The sequence below is a fragment of the Dactylosporangium sp. NPDC051485 genome (genome assembly GCF_040682015.1).
Taxonomy (GTDB): Bacteria; Actinomycetota; Actinomycetes; order Mycobacteriales; family Micromonosporaceae; genus Dactylosporangium.
On the sequence record NZ_JBFAZW010000008.1, the window covers coordinates 101239 to 125016 of the forward strand.

At 71.2% G+C, this 23778-nt stretch carries 21 protein-coding genes and 2 tRNA genes; 10 read left to right on the forward strand and 13 right to left on the reverse strand.

Features of this window, described 5'->3' with window-relative positions; translation table 11 throughout:
- Positions 1 to 864, reverse strand: a complete 864-nt coding sequence (locus AB0M46_RS06515) for a MurR/RpiR family transcriptional regulator (protein ID WP_363333303.1) — start codon at positions 862 to 864, stop codon at positions 1 to 3.
- Between the two features lie 95 nt (positions 865 to 959).
- Between AB0M46_RS06515 and AB0M46_RS06520 the strand changes: the two genes are divergently transcribed.
- The 3 genes from AB0M46_RS06520 to AB0M46_RS06530 all read left to right on the forward strand — a co-directional run bounded on the left by AB0M46_RS06520 (position 960) and on the right by AB0M46_RS06530 (position 3510).
- Entirely contained in the window at positions 960 to 1760 is an 801-nt protein-coding gene (locus AB0M46_RS06520) for an MOSC N-terminal beta barrel domain-containing protein (RefSeq protein WP_363333304.1), read from the forward strand.
- Between the two features lie 146 nt (positions 1761 to 1906).
- The gene (locus AB0M46_RS06525; protein ID WP_363333305.1) at positions 1907 to 2617 is read left to right on the forward strand and encodes a hypothetical protein; all 711 of its coding nucleotides are present in this window, start codon (positions 1907 to 1909) and stop codon (positions 2615 to 2617) included.
- 401 nt (positions 2618 to 3018) lie between these two features.
- On the forward strand, positions 3019 to 3510 hold the full coding sequence (locus AB0M46_RS06530) for a hypothetical protein (protein ID WP_363333306.1): 492 nt from the start codon (positions 3019 to 3021) through the stop codon (positions 3508 to 3510).
- A 517-nt stretch (positions 3511 to 4027) separates the two neighbouring features.
- On the opposite strand, the gene AB0M46_RS06535 is transcribed toward AB0M46_RS06530, so the two are convergent.
- From AB0M46_RS06535 to bcp, 6 genes are all read right to left on the reverse strand, one after another.
- A complete protein-coding gene (locus AB0M46_RS06535; RefSeq protein WP_363333307.1) occupies positions 4028 to 4759 on the reverse strand; it encodes a hypothetical protein in 732 nt (243 codons plus the stop codon).
- 317 nt (positions 4760 to 5076) lie between these two features.
- Positions 5077 to 5149 (reverse strand) — tRNA-Leu (locus AB0M46_RS06540).
- Positions 5150 to 5171: 22 nt separating this feature from the next.
- Positions 5172 to 6014, reverse strand: a complete 843-nt coding sequence (locus AB0M46_RS06545) for a transglutaminase family protein (RefSeq protein WP_363333308.1) — start codon at positions 6012 to 6014, stop codon at positions 5172 to 5174.
- Complete coding sequence (locus AB0M46_RS06550) at positions 6011 to 6958, reverse strand: alpha-E domain-containing protein (RefSeq protein ID WP_363333309.1); 948 nt, start codon at positions 6956 to 6958, stop codon at positions 6011 to 6013. Before AB0M46_RS06550 ends, AB0M46_RS06545 begins: the two co-directional genes overlap by 4 nt.
- 8 nt (positions 6959 to 6966) lie before the next feature.
- The gene (locus tag AB0M46_RS06555) at positions 6967 to 8526 is read right to left on the reverse strand and encodes a circularly permuted type 2 ATP-grasp protein (RefSeq protein ID WP_363333310.1); all 1560 of its coding nucleotides are present in this window, start codon (positions 8524 to 8526) and stop codon (positions 6967 to 6969) included.
- Between the two features lie 58 nt (positions 8527 to 8584).
- On the reverse strand, positions 8585 to 9058 hold the full coding sequence (gene bcp / locus AB0M46_RS06560) for a thioredoxin-dependent thiol peroxidase (RefSeq protein ID WP_363333311.1): 474 nt from the start codon (positions 9056 to 9058) through the stop codon (positions 8585 to 8587).
- Positions 9059 to 9198: 140 nt separating this feature from the next.
- Between bcp and AB0M46_RS06565 the strand changes: the two genes are divergently transcribed.
- The 4 genes from AB0M46_RS06565 to AB0M46_RS06580 all read left to right on the forward strand — a co-directional run bounded on the left by AB0M46_RS06565 (position 9199) and on the right by AB0M46_RS06580 (position 13447).
- Entirely contained in the window at positions 9199 to 10986 is a 1788-nt protein-coding gene (locus AB0M46_RS06565; protein ID WP_363333312.1) for a copper resistance protein CopC, read from the forward strand.
- A gap of 98 nt (positions 10987 to 11084) precedes the next feature.
- Positions 11085 to 12581 carry a hypothetical protein gene (locus tag AB0M46_RS06570; RefSeq protein ID WP_363333313.1) on the forward strand — a complete coding sequence of 499 codons (1497 nt, stop codon included), beginning with the start codon at positions 11085 to 11087 and terminating at the stop codon, positions 12579 to 12581.
- A gap of 98 nt (positions 12582 to 12679) precedes the next feature.
- Positions 12680 to 13318, forward strand: a complete 639-nt coding sequence (orn, locus tag AB0M46_RS06575; protein WP_363333314.1) for an oligoribonuclease — start codon at positions 12680 to 12682, stop codon at positions 13316 to 13318.
- Between the two features lie 53 nt (positions 13319 to 13371).
- A tRNA-His gene (locus AB0M46_RS06580) sits at positions 13372 to 13447 on the forward strand.
- Between the two features lie 70 nt (positions 13448 to 13517).
- Here the strand turns inward: AB0M46_RS06580 and AB0M46_RS06585 are convergent.
- The 4 genes from AB0M46_RS06585 to AB0M46_RS06600 all read right to left on the reverse strand — a co-directional run bounded on the left by AB0M46_RS06585 (position 13518) and on the right by AB0M46_RS06600 (position 18071).
- On the reverse strand, positions 13518 to 14777 hold the full coding sequence (locus AB0M46_RS06585; RefSeq protein ID WP_363333315.1) for a PKD domain containing protein: 1260 nt from the start codon (positions 14775 to 14777) through the stop codon (positions 13518 to 13520).
- Between the two features lie 93 nt (positions 14778 to 14870).
- A complete protein-coding gene (locus AB0M46_RS06590; RefSeq protein ID WP_363333316.1) occupies positions 14871 to 15287 on the reverse strand; it encodes a globin in 417 nt (138 codons plus the stop codon).
- Between the two features lie 4 nt (positions 15288 to 15291).
- Entirely contained in the window at positions 15292 to 16791 is a 1500-nt protein-coding gene (locus AB0M46_RS06595) for an MFS transporter (RefSeq protein ID WP_363333317.1), read from the reverse strand.
- A 266-nt stretch (positions 16792 to 17057) separates the two neighbouring features.
- On the reverse strand, positions 17058 to 18071 hold the full coding sequence (locus AB0M46_RS06600; RefSeq protein ID WP_363333318.1) for a mechanosensitive ion channel family protein: 1014 nt from the start codon (positions 18069 to 18071) through the stop codon (positions 17058 to 17060).
- 212 nt (positions 18072 to 18283) lie between these two features.
- Here AB0M46_RS06600 and AB0M46_RS06605 point away from each other — a divergent pair, with 212 nt between their 5' ends.
- Positions 18284 to 18826, forward strand: coding sequence for an HNH endonuclease (locus tag AB0M46_RS06605; protein WP_363333319.1), 543 nt, complete (start codon positions 18284 to 18286; stop codon positions 18824 to 18826).
- A 3-nt stretch (positions 18827 to 18829) separates the two neighbouring features.
- Here AB0M46_RS06605 and kynU read toward each other — a convergent pair whose 3' ends face one another.
- Positions 18830 to 20080 (reverse strand): kynureninase, encoded by a 1251-nt coding sequence (kynU, locus tag AB0M46_RS06610; protein WP_363333320.1) that lies wholly within the window; start codon positions 20078 to 20080, stop codon positions 18830 to 18832.
- Positions 20081 to 20176: 96 nt separating this feature from the next.
- Between kynU and AB0M46_RS06615 the strand changes: the two genes are divergently transcribed.
- Positions 20177 to 20482, forward strand: coding sequence for a hypothetical protein (locus AB0M46_RS06615; RefSeq protein WP_363333321.1), 306 nt, complete (start codon positions 20177 to 20179; stop codon positions 20480 to 20482).
- Positions 20469 to 20873 (forward strand): DUF5130 family protein, encoded by a 405-nt coding sequence (locus AB0M46_RS06620; protein ID WP_363333322.1) that lies wholly within the window; start codon positions 20469 to 20471, stop codon positions 20871 to 20873. The genes AB0M46_RS06615 and AB0M46_RS06620 overlap by 14 nt, the downstream gene beginning before the upstream one ends.
- A 222-nt stretch (positions 20874 to 21095) precedes the next feature.
- On the opposite strand, the gene pepN is transcribed toward AB0M46_RS06620, so the two are convergent.
- Entirely contained in the window at positions 21096 to 23639 is a 2544-nt protein-coding gene (gene pepN / locus AB0M46_RS06625) for an aminopeptidase N (RefSeq protein ID WP_363333323.1), read from the reverse strand.
- Positions 23640 to 23778 lie beyond the last annotated feature (139 nt).

The following is a 23778-nucleotide window of genomic DNA, read 5'->3' on the forward strand; positions in this document are numbered from 1 at the left end:
CTAAGGCAGGAATATCTGGCGGTTGGCGGCGGAGCGCTCGAAGGCCTCCAGCCGCTCCTGGGTCTCGGCCGGCGCGGCGTCGCACATGGCCTGCAGCAGGATCGTGACCATGGCCATCGGCGTCGTGTGCATGTCGAACACGAGCCGGGATCCGACCGGGGCAGGCAGGACCACGTCCGACTCGGCTGCCGCCGGGCTGACCGGCGAGTCCGTCACGGTGACCACGCGAAGCCCGGCGGCCCGCGCCTCCCGCAGCGCGTCGACCGCCTCGCGCGGATATCGGGGCAGCACAAACGCCAGCATCGCAACTGCGCCAGCCGCGCGTGCCTGTTCCATGCGATCCGCGAGCAGGCTGCCCTGCTCGTGCAACAGGCGAACGTCCGGGTGGACCTTGGCCGCGAAGTAGGCGAACGCTCCCGCGAGCGCGCCCGCGGCCCGCATGCCGAGCACCGGCAGCGGCCGGCTCTCCATGAGCAGCCGGCCCGCCTCGGTGAGCGGCCCTGTGTCCCGAAGCGTGTCGGACAGGTGCTGCAGGTTGGCGATCTCATCGGCCAGCGCCTGCTCGAACTGGCCGACCGGCGCCGTCTCCTCGCTGTCGTCCACTGTGGATGAATTGTGCCGGTAGCCGTCGATCGTGAGGCGTAGCTGGTCCCGCAGCGCCGGATAGCCCTCGAAGCCCAGTGCCGTGGCGAACCGGGTCACAGAGGGCTGGCTCACCCCCGCCAGGCTGGCCAGATCGCCACTGGAGAGGTAGCCGGCCCGCCCGGCGTGCTCGACCAGGATGCGCGCGATGCGGCGCTGGACGGGCGTCAGTCGCTGCCCGTCGAAGAGGTCGAGTATCCGCTGCCGGGGGGATGTGGTCATGGCTCGACTGTAAGTCGGCTTTCACGCTTGCGTCAACCGCATGGAGTCATTCAGAATGATGGCGGGAAGGGAGTACGACATGCGACTCTCAGAACGTGCACCTGAGCTATTTGGCCACCTACCCGATCAAGAGCTGCTACCGCGTCGAGGCAGACGCCGCCGAGGTAGAGCCCTGGGGTCTGGCCGGCGACCGGCGGTGGCTCGTCGTCGACGGGGGCGCGAAGCTCATGACGCAGCGGAACTGGCCCTCGATGGGCAGGATCCGGCCGCGGTACTCCGAAGAAGGCCTCGTCCTCGAAGCGAACGGGATGCCCAGCCTCGCGGTCCCGTACCCGTCCGGCACGACGACGGACGTCAAACACTTCCACGAGTGGATCGCCGCGACGTCCGCGGGGGACGCCGCGCATCACTGGATCTCGCAGGTGGTCGGGCAGCCGGTCCGCCTGTTCCACCTGGACGATCCGACCCGCCGGCAGGTGGAACAGGAGTTCGGCGAGCCGGACGATCGGGTCTCGTTCGCCGACGGCTACCCGCTGCTGCTGACGAACGAGGCCTCGCTGCACGCGGTGAACGACTGGCTCTCCGAGGACGGCGACGAGCCGATCGCGATGACCCGCTTCCGGCCCAACGTGGTGGTCTCCGGGGCCCCGGCCTGGGCGGAGGACGACTGGCTCGGCCGGCGGATCGTCATCGGCGACGTGACGTTCCGGGCGCCGAAGCCGTGCGACCGCTGCGTGCTGACCACCATCGACCCGGAGACGGGCGAGAAGGGGCGCCAACCGCTGCGCGTGCTCGGCATGCACCGGCGATTCCCGGCCGGGCTGCTGTTCGGCGTCAACCTCATCCCGGATGGCCGGGGGAAGATTGCGATCGGCGACGAGGTCAGCATTCTCTGACCCGTCAGCAGCCTCCGGCTGATCGGGCGCCGGCCCGAAGGAATTGGTCAGCGAGCGGAGCCGGCAGCTGCGCCGACCGTGCGGGGTGGAGGGGCGAAAGTGGCATAACGCGTCGCGGGAGGCGCATGGCAGGTCATGATCAAGCCGTGACGCCCTTACGGGTGCGGCCCCATCTCGCCGAGATTCTCGACCGCACTGACCACGTCGTCGTGACGTTCAGCGTGCTCGGCAACCTGCTGCCGGAGCCGGACGCCGTGGCGCGGCAAATCTTCGCCATGCTGGACGAGTCCGGGCATCGGATGTCGATTCTGATAGGCACCAGTGACAACCCCTTCGACATGTTGGCCGAGGCGTACGGGGTGTCGGAGGAGGCGGGACGCAGGGCCGAGCAGTTGGTGCACAACGCGGAGGTCGACGCCGCAGACTGGGTGCCGGTGACCGCGGGCACGGCAGAGCTGTTCGAGGCGTGCCGGGCGACCGGGCGGACGGTCGCGGTGTACGCGCCGCACAGCGAGTCGGCCGTCGGGAGGTACCTGCACCGGCTCGGACTGCGGAGCCTCGTCGGGCCGGCGCTGGGGCGGGGGTTCGCGATGCGGAACCCGGCGGTGCGGACCATGGCGCCGGTGTTCGACGCCATCGGCGTGTGGGCCGAGGAGACGGCGGTGGTGTGTGCCACGTTCGCGGCGATGTCGGCGGCGCAGCGGGCCGGCGCTCACGCGATCGGCGTCGAGCGGCTCCGGGAGCCGCGGAAGATGCTGCACGGAGGGGAGGGACGCAACGCGGTGGTGCGGTCGCTGCCAGCGCTTGCCGAGGCCATGACCGCATGCGGGCCACCCCGAACCGCCGGGGCCACTTAGCGGCCGCTGGGCCGCTGGGCCGCTGGGCCGCTGGGCCGCTGGGCCGCCGGGGTGCTGGGGCGTCGGGGTGTTGGGCCGCTGGGGCGTCGGGGCGCCTAGCGATGGCGTTCCAGAGATAGCGGCAAGTAGGTGGTGTGTCGGCGTGGCGGTGGCCCCGCGTGAGGGGGCGGCGGTGTGGAGGTGGTAGCCGGTGGCCCGAGTACAGACGGGAGATCGGCTCTGGGGGTCTATGTGGGCGCCTTCTGACTGGCATCGGACAGCTGGTTCAGAAGGGCGGGCGGTGGTGCGGCGGCGGGTTTGTGGTGGTCAGGACGGGGCGGGCGATCTGGGGGATTGAAGAGTGTGGACCGTCACGCGGCGTGGCGGGGGGAAGTGGGTGGGGCTCTGGTAGAACAACGCGCGTGTCGTTTTTGCTCTGGGATGGGCGGGCCATCGGGTACCGGCGGGCGGGGGTCGGGGCCGGGGTTGGGCTGTTGTGCTTTGTGGCGGGGTACCTGGTGGCGCCGGGGGAGGCGTTCGCGCACCCGAAGCGGCTCGGGCTGAGCGTTCTGCTCTTTGCCTGCGGGGTGGCGGTGGTGGTCTGGGCGGCGGCGATGGCGCACGTCGGGGTGCAGATCAGCATGTACAACGTGCGGATTCGGCACGGGCTGCTGCCTCTGCCGTCGGTCTCGGTGCCGCTGCGCATGGTGCAGGGGCTGCGGGCCGTGGATGTGCGGGCCAGTGTCGGGCAGCGGTGGGGGTGGACCTGGGTGCCGGGGCGGGGGCGAGCGGTTGTCGTGCGGTCCGGGCCGGCGTTGATGTTCGACTTCGGGGGGCGGCAGTTCACCGTGAGTGTGGATGAGCCCGAGGCGGCGGTTGCCGCGCTGCAGCGGATGCGGATTCCGATGCTCTGAGCGGGCCCAGGAAGACGCGAGCCCAGAGACGCAGGCCCCGGAGGGACGCGAGCCCCGAAAGGCGCAGGCTCAGAAGAGGCAGTCCCGGAAGGCGCGGGCCCGGAGGAACGGGCGGCGGAGGTGGGAATGGTGAAGCCCGGCGGAGTATCCATCCACCGGGCTTCGGCGTGCCGCCCAATTGCGCACACCGGCGACGTTTGAAGAACGTGGATCAGGTTATGACGTCGCGCTCTTCGATTGAGCTATCGGTCCATGGGAGAGGACCGAGCGGGAGTTGAACCCGCAACCTCGACGACTGGCGTCCCGTTCGGTTGATCCGGCGTTCGGCGGCGAATGCTCAGACTGGAGCGAGAAGTTGAGTTTGTGTTTCGGTTCCCGCGGCCGCCTCTACCGTTGGGCTACGCCGTCACGTCAATGGCGGCGGGAGGAATCGAACCTCCACGTTGACACCGCGCGCACCTGTCAAACTGAGCCTCAGGTTCAGTCTGCGCTCCTTGCGCACCACCGATCTTAGACCCTAACCGAAGAGGTAGCGAAACACCTTTTCCCCGGTCTGCTGCTCGACCACTTCGGCCGCGTTGGCCTCCTCGCGGGCGAACTTGACCGCGGCCTGCAGCTTCTCGACGCGCTCCACGAGCTCGTTGACGCGCTTGGCCGGGAGGGCGCCGGAGAACTTGATGGTCTTCCAGTAGCCGATGACCACGTCCTCGTAGTAGACCTCCACCTGCGCCGGGTGCTTCTCGGTGGCCTCGGCCTTCACGTGGTTGCGCGGGATCTTCTTGGTGCGCGTGGTCTGGGTCGGCTCGGTGGCGTAGGTGTCGGCCGAGGCGTCGTACACCCACGTCTCCGCGGCGTCGAGGACCGGCAGCTTGCGCACGAACGTGAGCACGTCGGCGAGCTGCTTCTCCAGGAACAGCAGGTAGGAGACCGGGACGTCGCGCAGGAGCGGCGTGCCGTCGACGACCACGTCGGCGCGGGCCACGCAGTTCGTCCAGTCCTTCGTGGCGGTCACGTCGAAGAGGCGGGTGAGGATGGTGCCGGTCTGGCGCAGTACCTCTTCGGCCTTCACCTGAACGCGGGTGGACTCGGGCGGCAGCTGCTCGCCCTCCTCGTCCTTCGGGCGGTAGGTGCGCGAGATGCCGGCCAGCAGCGCCGGCTTCTGCAGCACGTGATGGGCCTCCGTGAGGTCCTGAAACGAGCGGGACTTCACGCCCTTCTCGACCGCGATGATCTGATTCAGCTTCGTCATAATGCGCCCGAGTGTACGAGCGCCACCACCCCAAGAAAAACGAAAAACCCCCACCCGGCCGGCAACAACAGAACCGCAAGCACAGAGCCACAAGCGCAGAGCCGCAACACCCGAGCCGCAGCAACACCCGAGCCGCCGCAACGACCACACGAACCGCAACCACCCACGGCCGCAACGACCACGCAAAACCGCAACCACCGACATAGGGGCGTGGGTGGCGAAGCCCCCACTGGGGAGCGAGCGAAGCGAGCGCGAAGGATCCACAGGCGACCGAGCGAGCGCGTCCACGACGCGCGAGCAGGGTGAGCCTGAGCCGGTGGGGCCGGTGAGAGTCGAACTCACACTGGCACGGACCTAAACCGTGTGCCTCTGCCATTGGGCTACGGCCCCTCGTAACCGAGAGACACAATACTCAGGCCAGTCGCGTGATCTCCACCGTGACGCCCAGGTGTTTGCTCGGCGCGCCGTGGTACACGCCGCGGAGGGGCGGGACGTCGTCGTAGTCGCGCCCGCGGGCCACGACGACGTGCCGGGGGCCGACCGGGACGCCGTTGGTGGGATCGAAGCCGGTCCACTCGCCGCACCACCACTCGACCCAGGCGTGGCTCTGGCCGGCGACCGTCTCGCCGACCTCGGCCTCGACCTTCGGGTGGAGATAGCCGGAGACGTACCGCGCGGGAACCCCCTTGGCCCGCAACAGCCCGACGGTCAGGTGCGCGATGTCCTGGCAGACCCCCTGGCGCAGCTCCCACGCCTCCTGGGCGCTGGTCTGCACGCCGGTCGAGCCCGGCACGTACGCCACCTCGGAGCGCACCCAGTGCGACACCGCCTCCGCGGACTCCGCCGGCGAGAGTGTGCCGACGGCGGTCCAGGCCTGCTCGACGAGCTCCGGGCCGACGGCGGTGAGCCGGTTGAGGGCGAGGAACTCGGCGTGCGCGTCGAGCACCTGGTCGGCGCCGAGGTCGGCCCAGCCGAGCGTGCGTTGCGGCGCCGGCGGCGGGGAGACCTCGACGAGGCTGCTGGAGACGACCCGCAGCTGCTGGTGGGGGCGGTGCAGGTCGAAGGCGGTGACCTGGGTCGCCCAGTAGTCGTAGTAGCGGTAGGTGGTCGCGCCCGGTGTGACCTCGACCTGGCTGAACAGCGTCGTCTGCCAGGGAAGGGTCATCGGGGTGAGCCGGGCCTCGTTGTAGGACGCCGAGACGGCGCCCGCGTACTTGTAGCCGGTGACGTGCCGGATCTTCAGGCGCCAGTTCATGAACCACCCCAAGCTACGGTGCCCCAGGTGACGGGCGTGGACTGCGGGAAGTACCGGGCGGTGATGGCCGCGCTCGCCGTCGCGCACGTCTGCTGCAGGCCGCGCAGGTGGTGGGGCAGCTCGGCCAGCAGGGTGGTGGTGTCGGCGTACTCCAGGCGCGTGCGGACCTGCCCGATGGGCCTTCGGGCGGCGTCGGTCACGCCGGCCCGCTCGGTGGTGGGCGCGAGGTCGATCAGGCACTGTTCCGCCGTACCCAAGGCATGCAGCGCGGATCGGGGGAACAGGCGGTCCAGGAGCAGAAACTCGGTGACCCGCTGGGGGTCGAACGTGCCGCCGTGGGTGCGCAGGAACGCCTCGTCGGCGCCGCAGGAGCGCAGCACCGTGCGCCACCCGGTGCCCTCGTCCGGCGTGTTGGTCTGGATCGACAGCAGCCGGGCGGTCATGTCGACCCGCTCGAGGCTGCGCCCGAGCACCAGGAAGCGCCACCCGTCGTCGCGGCTCATCGTGGACTCGGCGAGGCCGGCGAGCACGGCCGCGCGTTCGCGCACGTAGCTGAGGAAGACGGTCGGGCCGAGGCGCTCGGCGGCGACCCGGCGGGAGGCGAGCGTGTGCCAGGTGACGTTGAGGCACTCCCACATCTCGCTGGAGATCGTCTCGCGCACGCCGCGCGCGTTGTCCCGGGCGGCCACGATCGCGCCGGAGATGGCGCTCGGGTCCTCCGCGTCGAACGCGAGCAGCTCCAGCACGTCACCGGTGGTGAGGCGGCGGTCCTGCGGGGTCGGCGCGCCGAGGATCGACATGAGCGAGCGGCAGGCCCCGTCCTCGTCGGCCCACGGGTCCTCCAGCAGCCGGCCGAGGAAGGCGTCGAGGATGCGGGCGGTGTCGTCGGCCCGCTCGATGTAGCGGCCGATCCAGAACAGCGACTCCGCGATGCGACTGAGCATCAGTACTCCTATTGCTGTCCGGCCAGGTGCGCGGCCGCCGGGCCGCTGTCACGGGGGCTGCCACCGGCGCCGCGGGGCTCGGTCGCGATGCGGGGCGCCGGGGCGGGCGCCGGCTCGCCCGGGTGGGCCAGCACCCAGGTGTCCTTCGACCCGCCGCCCTGGCTGGAGTTGACCACCAGCGCGCCCTCGGGCAGCGCCACCCGGGTCAGCCCGCCGGGCAGGAGCCAGATCTCGTTGCCGTCGTTGACCGCGAAGGGCCGCAGGTCGATGTGCCGGGGGGCCACCCGGTCCCCGAGCAGCGTCGGCGACGTGGAGAGGGCCACCGGGCGCTGGGCGATCCAGCCGCGCGGGTCCTTCTCCACCGCCTTGCGCAGCGCGACCAGCGTCTCCCGCGAGGCCTGCGGCCCGATGACGATGCCCTTGCCCCCGGCGCCGTCGACCGGCTTCAGCACGAGCTGGTCGAGCCTTCCGAGGACGTCGTACAGCACGTCGGGATCGCGGTCGTCCAGGCGGTACGTCTCGACGTTGTCGATCAGCGGCTCTTCCGACAGGTAGTAGCGGATCAGGTCGGGCACGTAGGTGTAGACGAGCTTGTCGTCGGCGACCCCGTTGCCGACGGCGTTGGCCAGCGTCACCTGTCCGGCCCGGGCCGCGTTCACGATCCCCGGGCAGCCGATGACCGAGTCGGGCCGGAAGTGCAGCGGGTCCATGAAGTCGTCGTCGACCCGCCGGTACACGACGTGCACCGGCCGCTCGCCCTGCGTGGTGCGCATCCGCACCCGGTTGCCGCTGCACACGAGGTCGCGGCCCTCGACGAGCTCGACGCCCATGAGGCGGGCGAGCAGGGCGTGTTCGAAGTACGCCGCGTTGTACACGCCGGGCGTGAGCACCACCACGGTCGGGTCCTCGACGCCCTCGGGGGCGGCCGCCCGCAGCGCCGCGAGCAGGCGGGCCGGGTAGTCGTCGACCGGCCGGACCCGCGCGTCGGCGAACAGGGCCGGCATGGTGTGGGTGAGGGCGCGGCGGTTCTCGATGACGTACGACACCCCGGACGGGATGCGCAGGTTGTCCTCGAGGACCCGGAACCGCCCCTCCTCGTCGCGGACCAGGTCGACGCCGCTGATGTGCACGCGCACGCCGTTGGGCGGCTCGATGCCGTGCGCCTGCCGGTGGAAGTGCGCGCTGGTGGTGATGAGCTTGCGGGGCACGACGCCGTCGGCGAAGACGCGTCCGGCGCCGTAGATGTCGGCCAGGAACGCCTCCAGGGCCTTGACCCGCTGCCGGACGGCGGCCGTCAGCAGGTCCCACTCGGAGGCGTCGAGGATGCGGGGGATCAGGTCGAGCGGGAAGGGCCGTTCCTCGCCGGCGTAGGCGAAGGTGACCCCGCGATCGGTGAAGACGCGAGCCAGCTGGTCGGCCCGGAACCGCAGGTCCGCGGGGGCGAGTGGCTGGAGCGCGGCGAACAGTGAGCGATAGGGCGACCGCGGCTGGCCGGGGCGTTCGAACATCTCGTCCCAAGCTTCGAACATGGCCCCGGACATCGAGTAGTCATCGAAGATGTCCGCCATGACGAGAGCCTAGGGACGCCTCGTTTCGGCCGGATTACCGTCGTGTTCGGCGCCGGGCCTAGTCCAGGCCGAGGTCCTTGCGCAGCTTGGCCACGTGGCCGGTGGCGCGCACGTTGTACAGCGCCCGCTCGATGTGCCCCTTCTCGTCGATCACGAAGGTCGAGCGGATCACGCCGAGCACCGTGCGGCCGTAGTTCTGCTTCTCCCCATAGGCGCCATACGCCCGCAGCACCGCCCGGTCCGGGTCGGACACCAGCGGGAACGTGATGGCGTCGCGCTCGCGGAACTGGGCCAGCTTGGCGGGGGAGTCCGGCGAGATGCCGACCACCTCGTAGCCGGCCGAGCGCAGCGACGCGATGTTGTCGCGGAAGTCGCACGCCTGCTTGGTGCAGCCCGGCGTCATCGCGGCCGGGTAGGCGTAGAGCACGACCTTGCGCCCGCGAAGGTCGGTGAGCGACAGGGGCTCGTCCCGGTCCGTCTGCAGCGTGAACTCGGGGGCGGTGTCACCCGGCTCGAGGCGCGTCGTCGTCATGCCCTGGACTCTACCGCTTGGGCCTCAACGGCATGTGCCGCCATAGCGGTACGTCCATGAGACGGCACACACGGTCATCGGGAACTTTTCGTCCGCCACCCGCGACCACCCGAGAATGACGGGCGCGAAATCATGACGGTATGACCCGACGCAGATGGGCCGTACCCCTGGCGATGCTCCTCGGGGCCTTGGCCGTCCTCGTCCTTCCCGCGGCGCCCGCCAGCGCCCATGCGACCCTCGTCCAGACGGCGCCCGTCGCCGCCACGGTGCTCGACCAGCTGCCCGGCGAGGTGACGCTGACCTTCAGCGAGCCCGTCCGCCTGGTGACCGACAAGATCCGGATCACCGGGCCGGACGGCAAGCGGGCCGACACCGGCAAGCCGGCCGTGCGCGACACGGAGCTGGTCATCCCGGTCAAACCGGACGGCCCCAAGGGCACGTACCTGGTCAGCTACCGGATCATCTCGGCCGACAGCCACCCGGTCAGCGGCGGCTACAGCTTCTCCTACGGCCAGCCTTCGGCCACCCCGAGCGCCGACGACCCGGGCGCCTCGGTGCAGACCGACCCCGTGGTCAAGAACGTCATGTCGGTGGCCCGCTTCCTCGGCTTCGCCGGCCTGGTGCTGCTCGTCGGCCCGGCGCTGGTCCTCTTCGCCCTCTGGCCGCGCCGCCTCTCCGCCCGCGATCCCGGCCGGGTGGCGCAGGCCGGCGCCGGGCTGCTCGCGATCAGCACGATCCTGGAGTTGTACGTCCAGATCCCGTACACCGCCGGCACGTCCCTCTTCGACGTCACCGGCAACGCCGCCCGCGAGGTGCTGGGCACCCCGTTCGGCGCGGCGCACCTGGTGCGGCTCGGCGTGGTCATCGCCACCGCGCTGCTGCTGCGCCCGCTGATCGCCGGGCGGGCCGGCAAGATCGACCAGACGCTGCTCGTCATCCTGGGCGTCGTCGGCCTGGCCACCTGGCCGATCGCCGGACACCCGAGCGCCTCGCCGGTGCCGACGCTGACCGTGGTCGCCGACGCGGCCCACATCGCGGCCATGTCGATCTGGCTGGGCGGCCTGGTCATGCTCTTCGGCTTCCTGCTGCGCCGGGCCAACACGCGCGAGCTGACCGCGATCGTCCCGGTGTGGTCCGGCTGGGCCCTCTTCGCGATCACGGTGCTCGTGCTGGCCGGCACCGCACAGGCGCTCGTGGAGATCGGCACCATCGACGCGCTCACCGGCACGTTGTACGGCCAGATCGTCATCGCCAAGGTGGCGCTGCTCGCCGTGGTGGTCGCGGTCGCCGCCTACTCCCGCCGCCTGACCAGCCGCCGCTTCACCCCGAGCCCGGTCGCGGCCGGCGTCGGCGAGATCCCCGCAGTGTCCGATGTGGAGGACCCGTCCGAAGCGGACGCCGAGGACGAAGCGGACGAAGCGGTGGAGGAGCCCGAGGAGCCGGCCGAGCGCCCCGCGCCGCTGGCGGAGGCGGGCGATCGCAAGAAGCTGCGGACCGCGGTGCTCGTCGAGGTCGCCATCGCCGTGGTGGTGCTGGCGCTGACCTCGGTGCTCGTGCAGACGAGCCCGGCGCGCAGCGCGGCCGACGCGACGCCGGCCGGGCCGTTCACCAGCACCGTCTCCACCAGCCTGCTCAAGCTGCAGGTCGACATCTCGCCGGGCAAGGTCGGGCCCAATTCGATTCACCTGTACGCCACCAAGGCCGACGGTTCGGGCCTGCCGCAGACGGTGGTCGAGTGGAAGGCGACCGCGGCCCTGCCGTCCAAGGGCATCGAGCCGTTGACAGTGCCCCTGCTCGCGGTCTCCGACGACCACTCGATCGGGCAGGTCTCACTGGTGACGGCCGGGACGTGGGAGTTCAAGTTCACGGCCCGCGTCGACGACCTCAACCAGACCACGGTCACGGTGCAGGTGCCCGTGAAGTCCTAAAAAATCCGGCTCGGTGGTTTTCGGGCTTTACGACCGAATTGCGCCCTATTTGTGGGTAATGTCGGCCTCGTAACGCCGGGGGAAGAGGGGCCGCTGCCATGGTCGTGCGTCTGGTTCGGGCGGGTGTCGGCGCGCTGCTGCTGCTCATCGCGGTGCCGCTGGCCCTCGCCGGTGGCGGACTCCTGCTGGCCATGGAGCATCGCGCGGCCGACGGCACGTTCACGGCGCGACTGGAGCCGATCCGCACCGGGGGCTCCGCGGTGGTCGTGCCGGACGTCGACGCGCTGCTGCGAGCCGACGCGCCGTTCGCGCGGGGTGGGCAGACCACGCTCAGCCTGTCGGCGCGCGGCTCCGGCGGCCCGCTCTTCATCGGACTCGGGCCGGACGAGGACGTCGAGCGGTACCTCGCCGGCGTCGACCGGTCCCGCCTGTCCCGCGTCCGGCTGTCCCGCGGCTCGCTCCCGGTCGACCTGAGCCCCGAGCCCGTCCGCCTGGCCCGCACCAACGCGCCGGCCGCACCGGCGAGCCCGATCAACCCGGCGAGCCCCGCCAACCCGGCCATCACCGGCGGCGACGCCCTGCCGGCCGACGGTGCCCAGGCCGGTGGCCCGCCGGCCGAGCCGGACGCGACCCAGCCGGAGCCCGAGCCGGGCACGACCCGGACGGCCAAGGCCCAGATCGCGAGCCCCGCCAACACCCGCCCCGCCGACCTGCCGTTCTGGCTGGCCCGCAGCGAGCAGAAGGCCGGCGCCGCCGAGCTGACCTGGTCCCCGTCCGCCATGCGGGGCCGGCACCTGGCCCTGGTGATCATGCGCGCCGACGCCACCCCCGGCATCGACGCCGCCGTCACGGCCCGCCTGGCTCCGGCCTGGCTCGGCCCCACCACCGGCGGTCTGCTCATGCTCGGTTCCGCGCTGTTCGTCCTGGCCCTGATTACGCTCGCCTGGCCGCCGGCCCGCCGCCCCGCCCTGGCCGGCCTGCCGGCCCTGCCGACCCAGCCCACCACCGGCCCCCGCGACGAACCCCCGTCGGCCGAAGAGCCCAAGACTGAGGAGCCCAAGGCCGAGAAGTTCAGGGCGGAGGAGCCCAAGGCCGAGAAGCCCGAGGCCGGGAAGTCCAAGGCGGAGAAGCCCAAGGCGGAGAAGCCTGAGGCGGGGGAGCCCGAGGCCGGGAAGTCCAAGGCGGAAGAGGCCGAGGCGGAGGAGCCCGAGGTCGAGGAGCCGAAGGCCGAGAAGGCCGGGGAGGCCGACGAGACGGCGTGCCCGAAGGGGCCCAGCGAGTCGGTCCTCGCCACCCTGGCCGACGTGCTGGCGGTGGCGGACGCGGAGGCCAAGGAGGCGAAGGTTCGGGGCGCCAAGGCCGAGCCCACCCGGGACGAGATCTTGCTCACGGAGAGCGAGCTGGACCGCCCCGCCCCCAAGGACGTCGAACTGGACGGCGACGGCCCCATCGCGCTGCCCCCGCTGCCCGCCCTGCCACCGATCGAGCTGCAGTTCACCTGGGCCCCGATCGCCCTGTCCGACGAGCCCACGGACGGCGCCGCCAACCCGGTCAAGGACCGCGACCCGGCCGGATCCGGCTCGGCCGCCCGCTGACTCAGTGTCGTGCCTTCGTCACGATCCGGCGCGACGTTTGATAACGACATCGCGCAGTCTGGGTGGTAGCGCCCGCCGAGGAGTGAGAAGTCGGCCAGATGAACACTAGGCTGTCTGGTGTGGGTGATCTTTTGGTCTGGATCGACTGTGAGATGACGGGTCTCGATCTGGGTAAGGACGCGCTGATCGAAGTCGCGGCGCTGGTGACCGACCCGGATCTCAACGTGCTCGGCGACGGCGTCGACGTGGTGATCCACGCCGACGACGCCGCGCTCGACGGCATGCTCGAGGTCGTCCGGGAGATGCACGGCAAGTCGGGACTCACCGAGGCGGTGCGCGCCTCCGCGGTCAGCGTGGCCGAGGCCGAGGACCTCATCATGGCGTACATCACGCAGTACGTCCCCGACCCGCGCACCGCTCCGCTGTGCGGCAACTCCATCGCGACCGACCGCGGCTTCCTGGCCCGCGATATGCCGCGCCTCGACCACCACCTGCACTACCGGATGATCGACGTCTCCTCGATCAAGGAGCTGTGCCGGCGCTGGTACCCGCGGGTGTACTTCGGCCAGCCCCCGAAGGGCCTCGCCCACCGCGCCCTGGCCGACATCCGGGAGAGCATTCGCGAGCTCGAGTACTACCGCCGCACGCTCTTCGTGCCCCTCCCGGGCCCGGACGTCGAGACCGCGAAGGCCATCGCCGCGGAGTTGAGCCGGGAAGGCGACACGAACGTGTCATAACCCTGCCGACGCATCCGGCCCGGCATGCCCTACTATTAGCGGGCAAGTTCATGGTGGCTGTAGCTCAGTTGGCAGAGCACCGGGTTGTGGTCCCGGGTGTCGTGGGTTCAAATCCCATCAGTCACCCCATACGAGTTCGGCCCCCGTCCCAGGACGGGGGCCGATTTCGTTGTCGCCGGACGCTACTGCTGCCTGAGGCTCAGGACATCGGCAGCAGGGCCAGGCGGCCGTGGTACTCGCCGCCGATCCGCTCCGTGTCCGAGCCCACCAGCAGGCCCTGCGGCGTCGCCAGGAGCGCCCTGGCCCCCACGCCCCGCGGCTCCCGCTTCGGGTTCCACGCGGTCGCCTTGCCCGTCGCCGGGTCGATCGCCGCGATGCCCGGCCGCGCCACCGCGCCCGGCCCGGCCGTCTCCTGACCCTGCGGGTTGTCCAGCCAGCGCTGGTGCCCGCCCACGTAGACCGCCGCGCCGGTGTCGGCCACCGAGTACAGCGTGTCCCCGCCGGTCCAGTTGATCCACAGCGGGCGGTGCAGGCCGGTGCCGCGCAGGTCGAAGCGGGCCGCGGTGTCGCACATGAGGTGGTCCCCCCACTTGCGGCCGGTCGTCACGATCGTCGCGTAGGTGCCGGTCGGGTCGAAGTCGATGCCGCGCAGGTACGTCTCGAAGCCGGCCCGGCACGGGCGGGCGTAGGCGTCGGTGTACCAGTCGGCCAGGCGCACCGCCCCGCCCGGCGGCATGTCCACCATGACCACCTGGGCCCGCCACTGGCCGGCCGCCTGCTCGACCGCGCCGACCGCGGCCAGCCGCTGCCCGTTCGGGGTCAGGGCCAGGTCCTCGATCTTCACCCGGGTCAGGTTGGGGGCGGCCAGCTTCAGGTCGAAGGCCGGGTCGACGGCCCCCGTGGCCGCGTCCAGGCGGGCCAGGCCGACCCGTTCGGTCGAGCCGATGCGGCTGAACGAGCCGGCCGCGTAGAGCCACGGGCCCTGCGCGATGACGCTGCGCGTGTCGCCCCAGTTGATCGCGGCGGTGAAGGCCGGCACGCGGGACCCGTCGGCCAGGTTGAGCTGGGCCAGGCCGCGCTGGTTGGCCCCGGCGATGCGCTGGAACGACCCGCCCGCGTAGACGGTGTTGTTCGCCCCGGTGGCCAGCGTCAGCACCGGGGCGTCGGGCTGGGGCGCGAAGGGCAGGATCTCGCCCGTGGTGGCCCGGTAGGCGAAGAGGTTGTTGCGCTTGTACCGCACCGTGCGCTTGGCATCCGTGACGGTCGTGAAATCGCCCCCGACCACCACCGCGTCACCGACCACGGCGAAGGCTCGCACCTCCCCGTCGAGCACGTGGGGCGTGTAGTCGACAGGGTCGATGGACACCTGGGCGGGCTGGTTCATGGCGGCGGAGGCGGGGATGGCGACCGCGAAAGCGGCCAATGCTGTAGCGGCAGCGGCGATCAGGCGTCGGCGCATGCAGGCGTCTCCTCGGTTGGGTAACGTGCCGCCCGACACGGCGGCACATACCCAAACAAACGGAAAACGCTGCGATTGGTGGCGCTAAAGCGGCTAAAGCACCGTAATGGCCGGAGAGTCCGATTCTTCCGGATCATCGGCATTGACCATAAAGGTGGCGGCTCGCTCCAGGTAGTCCCACAGCACCGCCTCCTGCTCCGGCGGCAGCGCGATCGCGTCCACGGCCCGGCGCATCTGCCGCAGCCAGGCGTCGCGCTCGGCCGAGGCGATCCGGAAGGGGGCGTGGCGCATCCGCAGGCGAGGATGGCCGCGCTGCTCCGAGTAGGTGCTCGGCCCGCCCCAGTACTGGATCAGGAACAGCCGGAACCGCTCGTTGGCCGGACCGAGGTCCTCCTCCGGGTACAGCGGCCGCAGGATCGGGTCTTCGGCCACGCCGGCGTAGAACTCGTCGACCAGCAGCCGGAACGTCGGCTCGCCGCCGACGAGCTCGTAGAAGTTGGGGGACGTCACGCCATCAACTATGCCGCGCCGCCTGAGACGGGGGCGGAGGCGGGAGGCCCCCGAGCTCCGCGGTGCGCTCGCTCAGGTCGACGGTGCGCTCCGACGGGCCGGGGGAGGGGCGGCGGCGGGCCGGCAGGGGGGCTCGGCCCAGGTCGATCGTGACCTCGCCGAACTCGTCGATGCGCCCGGGGCCGGCGGCAGCGGCGTGCTGCTCGGCGGCGATCACGACCTTGTTGGCCGCGATGGCGTCGGCGATGCTCGCCTTGGACGGCCAGGCGGCGATGATGAGCGCCATGGCGGCCGCCCCGCCGATGGCGAAGTAGCCGACGACGGCGGGCAGCGCGTAGTAGCTGGCCAGCCAGCCGCTGATGAGGGCCGCGGCGCCCTGGCACAGGTGGACGCCGCTCTGCATGACGCCGAAGGCGCGGGCCCGGTAGGCCGGCGGCAGGACCTGCACGAAGAGCCCGTTGCCGGCCGGCATGGTGATGGCCAGGGAGGCGCCGGCGACGACCGTCATGACCGCCACGACGACCAGGTCGGGGTCCAGCAGGGCCGGCACCAGCGCCAGTGGTGTGACGATGGCCACCGGGCGGATCAGCGCGATCCGCCGCTGGGGGCGCAGCTGCCAGGTCACCAGCGCGCTGCCCACCACGAAGCCGACCGCCGAGGCGATCATGATGACGCCGAAGCCGAACGTGTCGGGCTTGTTGCCGGCCAGGTGGGCGGCCCAGGCGGCGGCGAGGCCCTCGGGGATCACGCCGATGCTGACCCCGCAGAAGACGACCAGGGCGATCGAGCGCATCACCTGCGAGCGGAACACGATCCGGTAGCCGTCCAGGGCCTCGCGCAACAGGCCGGTGTGCTGCTCGGCCTTGAGGCTCGGCGGGTACTCCTTCACCAGCGTCGACACGATCACCGCCGAGATGGCGAACGTGACCGCGTTGAACACCAGGGCGGCCCGGTCGTTCACGCTGACCAGCAGCGCGCCGAGGCCGTAGCCGCAGATGAGGGCCAGCTGGGCGGTGGTCCGGTTGAGCGTGATCGCGGTGACGTACTGCTCTCCGTGCAGCAGCCGCGGCATGAGCGCCGAGCGGGAGCTGTCGAACGGCGGCGCGAGCAGCGCGCTGAAGAACAGCAGCGCGATGAGCACAGAGCTGTGCGCGTGCGGGAAGACGGCCAGGACGAGCATGATGCCGGCCCGCAGCACGTCGCAGCCGATCATGGTGCGCCGATACGGGTGCCGCTCGGCCCACGCCGTGAGCACCGCGCCGAGGCCGAGCCAGGGCAGGTAGCTCACCGCGAAGGCGGCGGCGGCGACGACCGGCGAGCGCGTGTGCCCGTAAATCAGCGCGACGATGGCCGCCCGGGCCACGTTGTCGCCGAGGACCGACTGCGCCTGAGCGGTGAAGACGGCCGCGTACTCGCGGTTGGCGAGGGTCTGCCGGATGGTGGCAGAACGCTGGGCGGACTCGTCGGGACCGGACACCGTCGGCAGCCCCCTTCCCTCGGACACGACAGCGGCGCTGGAACGTTCGCGGGTGCGGCCCAACCGGTCATTTCGGCGCCAATAGGGGTCAATGGCGGCGGACCGGGACATGTGCAGCGATGCACCTGAACGAACGGACGATAACCGACTGACCACCCGACGCGCGACCCTACCTTTCGGGTTGATCGCGCATAGCCGTGAGATCGGACAAATCCCACCGTTCGGTGCAGTATTGCCATATGGCCACAGGAGGCGGGACGGCGGCAGGCGCCGCCCGCTCCGGGCGCCGGTCCCTACTTCGAGCCGCCGTCGGGGCCGCCCTCGCCGGTGGCGGGGCGGATCAGCATGCGCGCCGCGGTGAGCTGGGCCGTGATGCCGTGCCGCTCGAGCGCCTCGCTGAGCCGCCGGCGCAGTTCCCGGCCGACCCGCCACTGCGCCTCGTTCGACGTCTTCACGGTCGTGCGCAGCACCGCGCCCTCGGCGGTGAGCTGCTCGACGCCGAGCACCTTGGGCGGGTCGATGAAGTCGTCGGCGAACTCCGGGTCCTCGGCGAAGTCCTCGGCGACCTCGCGCAGCACCGTCGTGGCCTGCTCGATGGAGATGAAGCCGACGGGCACGTCGATGTTGACCACGGCCCAGCCCTGGCTCTTGTTGCCAACCCGCACGATCTCGCCGTTGCGCACGTACCAGACCACCCCGTGGGCGTCGCGGATCGTGGTGATGCGCAGCCCGACCGCCTCGACCGTGCCGCTGGTCGCGCCCACGTCGACCACGTCGCCCACGCCGTACTGGTCCTCCAGCAGCATGAAGAGGCCGGCGATGAAGTCCTTGACCAGGTTCTGCGCGCCGAAGCCGATCGCCAGGCCGGCGATGCCGGCGCTGGCCAGCAACGGGCCGAGGTTGATCCCGATCTCGCCGAGCACCAGCATCGTGGCGATCGTGAAGACGACCGCCGAGGCGATGCTGCGCAGCACCGAGCCCAGCGCCCGGGCCCGCTGGTTGCGCCGCTCGACGGGCAGGGCCAGCGCGTTGGGCAACCGCTTGCGCGACGGCGAGCCGCCGGTCTCGCGCTCGGCGACCGTGTGCTTGATGAGCCGGTCGACGGCCCGGTGGATCAGCAGCCGGATGATGAACGCCACGATGATGATCAGGAGGATCGTCAGCGGCTTCACCAGCACCAGGTAGCTGCTCTCGGCCAGCCACTTGTTCTTCGTCTGGTCGTAGATGAGGGAGCACAGCTCGTTCGTGTCGGCGCAGCTCGGCTTGGCGTCGGGCGTCTCCAGCGGCATGGCGAACGGGCTGATCACGGAGCTCCTTGCGGCAAACGGGGCGAACCGGGGTAAGTCCGCACAAACGTTCCGGGCTTGGGTGGAAGGTTCACCCACCGGCCGCAAATAGTACGTGCAATCCGAGGATCTATCAGGGACGATTAGCCCACGGACCACCGCCCGGCCGGTCGGTGACGGATCTCACGTGGCCATTTCCAGGGAGACTTTTCTACAGAACTAGGGGGACGGCGATGCCTGACATACGACCCGCACGAGTATCGGGTGCGCTAGTACTGAATGCCACCTACGAGCCGCTGTGTGTCGTGTCTGTCAGACGTGCCACCATCCTGGTCCTGACATCGAAGGCCGTGTGTGTCGCCGACGGTGACGGGATCCTCCACAGTGCGATGGACGAACTGCCGGTCCCTTCCGTGGTCCGTCTCACCCGCTACGTCCGGGTGCCCTACCGCACGCACATAGGCCTCTCCCGCCGCGGAATATTCGCGCGCGACGGCTGGCGGTGTGCCTACTGCCGCGGCCCGGCCGAGACCATCGACCACGTGATGCCACGTAGCCGGGGCGGGCGGCACGCCTGGGAGAACGTCGTCGCCGCCTGCGCCCGCTGCAACCACACAAAGGGTGACAAAACGCCAGCCGAACTCGGCTGGCGTTTGTATGCCATCCCCATGGCGCCGAAGGGCGTCGCCTGGCGGGTCCTTGGCCACCGCACCCCGGACCCGCGCTGGGCCGACTGGCTCGACCTCCCGCTCGACGGCCTGTCCCAGGCCGCCTGACGGTCACGTCACCCGGCCCAGCTGGGCCGGGAACCGGGCGTAGGTGCCCGACTCCACCACGTCACGCAGCCGCGTCATGCCCTCGTGGACGTCGACGAAGCGGGTGTACAGCGGCGCCAGCCCGATCCGCAGCCGCTGCGGCGTGCGGAAGTCCGGGATGACCCCGGCCGCCTTGAGCGCCTGGCAGATCTGCCAGGCCTCGGGCGCCCGGAAGGCCACGTGGCTCCCGCGGCGCCCCGGGTCGGCCGGGCTGGCCAGCGTCAGTGAGGTGCCGAGCCATTCCTGTTGCAAGCGGATGGCGTACTGCGTGAGCTGCGCCCCCTTCGCCACCAGCGCGTCGAGCCCCGCCTCGGCCGTGATCCGCGCGCCCTCCAGCGCGGCGTACCCGCCCAGCACCGGCGGCGTGCCGACCAGGAACCTGTCGATGGACTCGGCCGGCTCGTAGCTGGGCGCCATGGCGAACTGGTCGCGCCGGCCGAACCAGCCCCAGATCGGCTGGCCCAGCTCCCGCTGCAGGTCCTCGCGCACGAACAGGAACGCCGGCGCGCCCGGCCCGGCGTTGAGGTACTTGTACGTGCACCCCACCGCCAGGTCCGCCCCCGCCTCGCGCAGCGGCACCCGGACCGAGCCGGCGGAGTGGCACAGATCCCACAGTGTGAGGGCGCCCACCCGATGCGCGGCCGTGGTGATCGCCACCATGTCGGCGATCGCGGAGGAGCGGTATGCCACGTGCGAGAGGCACACCAGCGCCACGTCGTCGTCCAGCGCGGCCGCCACCCGGTCCGGGTCGACCCCCTCGTCGATGTCGGTCGCGACGACCCGCAGCTCGAGGTCGTGCGTGGCGGCCAGGCCCTCCAGCACGTAGCGGTCGGTGGGGAAGTTGTCGTCGTCGGTCACGATCACGCGCCGCCCAGGGCGGGCATCCAGCGCGGCGGCGGCCAGTTTGTACAGGTTGACGCTGGTGGAGTCGGACAGCACGACCTCGCCCGGCGACACGTGCAGTACCGATGTGGCAAGAAGATCCCCGACGGTGCGGGCCAGGTCGATCCAGGTGTCCCAGCCGCGGATCAGATCGCGACCCCACTCGCGGTCGATCGCCTCGCGCAGCCGCTCGCGGGTGGCCAGCGGCAGCCGGCCGAGCGAGTTACCGTCGAAGTACACGAGCTCAGTGTCCGGAATGTAGAAACACGCCCGGTAATGTCCGATTGGGTCCTGGGCGTCGAGCGTTTCGGCATACTGGCGCGAGAGGTCCATGGTTGTGACGGTAGGCCCCCGGCAACCGGCTGGTCATGACCGCCCGCTAACGTGAAGCCGGTCTTTTAGTCCCTTTGACGCCTGGGGGCGTTGAGCTTGTCCATCATCGAGACGACGCTGATCTTCGCCGGGATCCCGGCGGCGGTCATCCTGGTCATCGCGGGCGCCGTCTACGCGGGAGGTTCCCGCCGTAGCAAGCGCTACCGGCCCGGACGGCCGTTCGAATTCACGCCCGTCTGGTTCCTTTCCGCGCCCGAGCAGCTGACCAAGGCGGCGAACGCCCGCGAGCTCGTCGGTGCGCGGCGGGCCGAACTGACCGCAGGCGGCCAGGCCTCCGCGACCGAATGGTCCGGCGACAAGGCTCAGCCGCACGTCATCGGAGGCGCAAGTGACCGGTGGTAACCCGGCGGCCCACGTGGGCAGGCCCGAAGTCCTGAACGGCCCGTTCTCCACGCGCCAGCTCCTGCGCCTGGACGAGGCGCTCCGGCTGGCCGACTCGTCGACCGGCCTGACGTTCAGCATCTACGTCGGCGACCTCGAGGAGCCGGTCCGCGGCTACGCGGAGAAGCTGCACGGCCACCTGGCCGACCCGCCGCACTCCGTGCTCATCGCGCTGTCGCCCAACCAGCGCCTCCTGGAGATCGTCACCGGCGGCGAGGCCCGCCGGCGGCTGCCGGACCGCGCGGCCAAGCTCGCCGCGCTGTCGATGGCCGCGGCGTTCGGCGGCGGCGACCTGGCCGGTGGCCTGGTCTCCGGCCTGGCCCAGATGGCGGACCACGCCGGCCGGCACTGAGCCGACCCGCGCGGCCAGCTCGCCGCGCAGTCGATGGCCGCGGCGTTCGGCCGTGGCGACCTGGTCTCCGGACTTGGCCCAGATGGCCGACCACGCCGGCCGGCACTGAGCCGACCCGCGCTGGACACGCAGCCCGACCTGCCAGACGCACGGCATACTCCCGCTAGACGCACAGCGGCGCGCGGCCCCCGAGGGGGACGCGCGCCGCTGACGTTCTCGGCGTCAGGCCGACGAGCCGTCCTTGGCCCGGGCCCTGAGCGCCCGCACGATGCCGTCGCGGCCCTCGCCGACCAGCCGGCGCAGCGGGGCCGGGGTGCCCGGGGTGGCCAGCCACGCCTCCGTGCGCGCCACCGTCTCCTCGCTCACCTGGTAGGCCGGGTAGCCCATCTCGACGAACTCGGCCGCCGGCTCGCTGTCGCGGCTCTCCCAGACCGGCAGCAGCGCGTCGAAGTAGGCGGCCGCGTAGGGCGCGGTGAGCTCGATCTGGGCCGAGTGCTGGAAGCCCTGCAGCAGCGCGCGCTGCAGCCAGTTGGGCAGCCCGTGGTCCTCGACGAGCCGGCGCCAGGTCTCGGCCTTCGACTCGGCCGAGGGCACCAGCGCGCGGCCCAGCGCCGCCTGTCGCTCGCCGCTGGCGGTGCGGTCGCGGTCGAGCTCGGCCTCGATGTCGGCCGGGTCGGCGGCGCCCGCGGCGATCAGCGCGTGCAGGATGCCCCAGCGCAGGTCGGCCTGGATGGCCAGGCCGGCCGGGACGCCCTCGCCGCGCAGCCAGCCGGCCAGCACGGCCAGGTCGGCCTCGGTGCGCGCGGCGGCCGCGAACGAGCGGGCCCAGGCCAGCTGGAAGCCGCTGCCGGGCTCGGCCGCCTCCAGCGCCCCGCGGGCCGCGTCGGCCAGCTGAGCCCAGCCCTGCGGCGCCCACTCGGGGTCGGCGTAGAACACCAGCGCCGACTGGGCCTGCCGGATGGTGGCGGTGACGAGGTTGATGTCCTTCTCGGCGGGCAGGCCGCCGGCCACCAGCCGCACGTAGTCGCGGGCGGCGAGTTCGGCGTCGCGGACCATGTCCCAGGAGGCCGACCACACCAGCGCGCGGGCCAGCGAGTTGTCCAGCCCGTCGATGTGGTCCACGACCGTGGCCATCGAGCGCGGGTCGAGGCGCAGCTTTGCGTAGGTCAGGTCGTCGTCGTTGAGGATCAGCACGTCCGCGGCCGGGCGGCCGGCCAGCGCGGCGATCTCGGTCCGCTCGCCGTCGACGTCGGCCTCGACCAGCTCTCGGCGGACCAGGACGCTGCCGACGAGGTCGTAGAGGCCGATGCCGATGCGGTGGGTGCGCAGTGTCGGGTAGGCGGCCGGCGCCTCCTGGCGCACGACGACGCGCTCATACGTCCCGTCGGCCGCGATCACCGGCTCCGGCCGCAGCGTGTTGACCTGGGCCGTCTCCAGCCACTGGGCGGCGAACTTGCGCAGCTCCTTGCCGCTGGCGCTCTCCAGCGCGGTGAGCAGGTCGTCGAAGGTCGCGTTGCCCCACTGGTGCTGTTGGAAGTACGCGCGCAGGCCCCTTCGGAACGGGTCGATGCCGACGTAGGCGACCAGCTGCTTGATCACGCTGGCGCCCTTGGCGTAGGTGATGCCGTCGAAGTTGACCTCGACCGCCTCCACGTCGGGCATCTCGGTGTAGACCGGGTGCGTCGAGGACAGCTGGTCCTGCCGGTAGCCCCAGTTCTTGCGCACGGACAGGAAGGTCGTCCAGGCGTCGGTGAACCGGGTCGCGTGGGTGTTGCACCAGTGACTGGCCCACTCGGCGAACGACTCGTTGAGCCACAGGTCGTCCCACCAGCGCATGGTGACCAGGTCGCCGAACCACATGTGGGCGAGCTCGTGCAGGATCGTGTTGGCCCGCTGCTCGTACTCGAAGTCGGTGACCGGCGAGCGGAAGATGTAGTGCTGCTCGGCGTGGACCACGCAGCCGAAGTTCTCCATCGCGCCCGCGTTGAACTCCGGGGAGTACACCTGGTCGTACTTCGGCAGTGGGTAACGGATGCCGAACTCTTCGTGGAAGAAGTCGAAGCCCTGCTTGGTGATCAGGATGATGTCGTCGGCGTCGAGATACTGCTGCATCGACCGCCGGCAGAACACGCCCAGGTCGATGCCGTCGTGCGTGTCGCGCACCTCGTGATAGGGCCCCGCGCAGACGGCGGTGATGTAGGTGCTCATCGGCGGCGTGGCCTGGAAGTGCCGGACCAGGCCCTCCTGGCGGTCCAGCGGCATGTTGGAGATGACCCTCCAGTGCGCCGGCGCCGTGACCCGGAAGGTGAACGCCGCCTTGAGGTCCGGCTGGTCGAAGCAGGCGAAGGCGCGCTGGGCGTCGGCCGTCTCGAACTGGCTGTAGAGGTACACCTCCTTGTCCACCGGGTCGACGCTGCGGTGCAGGCCCTGGCCGGTCGTGGAGTACGCGAACTCCGCGTCCACGACGAGGACGTTCTCGGCCCGCAGGCCACTCAGCGGCAGCCCGCCCTCCGTGGACCAGCCGGTGAGGTCGACCGGTTCGCCGTTGAGCGTCGCGCCGTGCACGCGCACCGCGGCGACCTCGATGAAGGTGCCGGCGCCCGGCTCCTGGCAGGTGAACCGCACCTCGGCGGTCGAGCGGAACGTGCCCTCGCCCGGATTCCCGGCGCCGTCGGTCAGGTCGAGGCTGATGTCGTACGCCGTGACGCCGAGCAGGCGGGCCCGCTCGACCGCTTCGACCTGGCGTAGGTTGCGTACACCGGCCACGTGTCGTCTCCTGTCGTTTCGCTGTGGCCGTCCCCGTCGACGGCGTCACACCGAGTGTTCCATGTTCCCGGAGGACACTGGAGGAGTGGCTCAGGTCACGGATGTGTGAAGTGGTGTGTGCCGTCCGCGTTGCGTAAGG

Bases quoted from the DNA above. Each gene is read 5' to 3' on its own strand.
- AB0M46_RS06515 (WP_363333303.1), bottom strand. From the start codon at position 864: ATGACCACATCCCCCCGGCAGCGGATACTCGACCTCTTCGACGGGCAG.
- AB0M46_RS06535 (WP_363333307.1), bottom strand. From the start codon at position 4,759: ATGACGAAGCTGAATCAGATCATCGCGGTCGAGAAGGGCGTGAAGTCC.
- AB0M46_RS06545 (WP_363333308.1), bottom strand. From the start codon at position 6,014: ATGAACTGGCGCCTGAAGATCCGGCACGTCACCGGCTACAAGTACGCG.
- AB0M46_RS06550 (WP_363333309.1), bottom strand. From the start codon at position 6,958: ATGCTCAGTCGCATCGCGGAGTCGCTGTTCTGGATCGGCCGCTACATC.
- AB0M46_RS06555 (WP_363333310.1), bottom strand. From the start codon at position 8,526: ATGGCGGACATCTTCGATGACTACTCGATGTCCGGGGCCATGTTCGAA.
- bcp (WP_363333311.1), bottom strand. From the start codon at position 9,058: ATGACGACGACGCGCCTCGAGCCGGGTGACACCGCCCCCGAGTTCACG.
- AB0M46_RS06565 (WP_363333312.1), top strand. From the start codon at position 9,199: ATGACCCGACGCAGATGGGCCGTACCCCTGGCGATGCTCCTCGGGGCC.
- AB0M46_RS06570 (WP_363333313.1), top strand. From the start codon at position 11,085: ATGGTCGTGCGTCTGGTTCGGGCGGGTGTCGGCGCGCTGCTGCTGCTC.
- orn (WP_363333314.1), top strand. From the start codon at position 12,680: ATGAACACTAGGCTGTCTGGTGTGGGTGATCTTTTGGTCTGGATCGAC.
- AB0M46_RS06585 (WP_363333315.1), bottom strand. From the start codon at position 14,777: ATGCGCCGACGCCTGATCGCCGCTGCCGCTACAGCATTGGCCGCTTTC.
- AB0M46_RS06605 (WP_363333319.1), top strand. From the start codon at position 18,284: ATGCCTGACATACGACCCGCACGAGTATCGGGTGCGCTAGTACTGAAT.
- kynU (WP_363333320.1), bottom strand. From the start codon at position 20,080: ATGGACCTCTCGCGCCAGTATGCCGAAACGCTCGACGCCCAGGACCCA.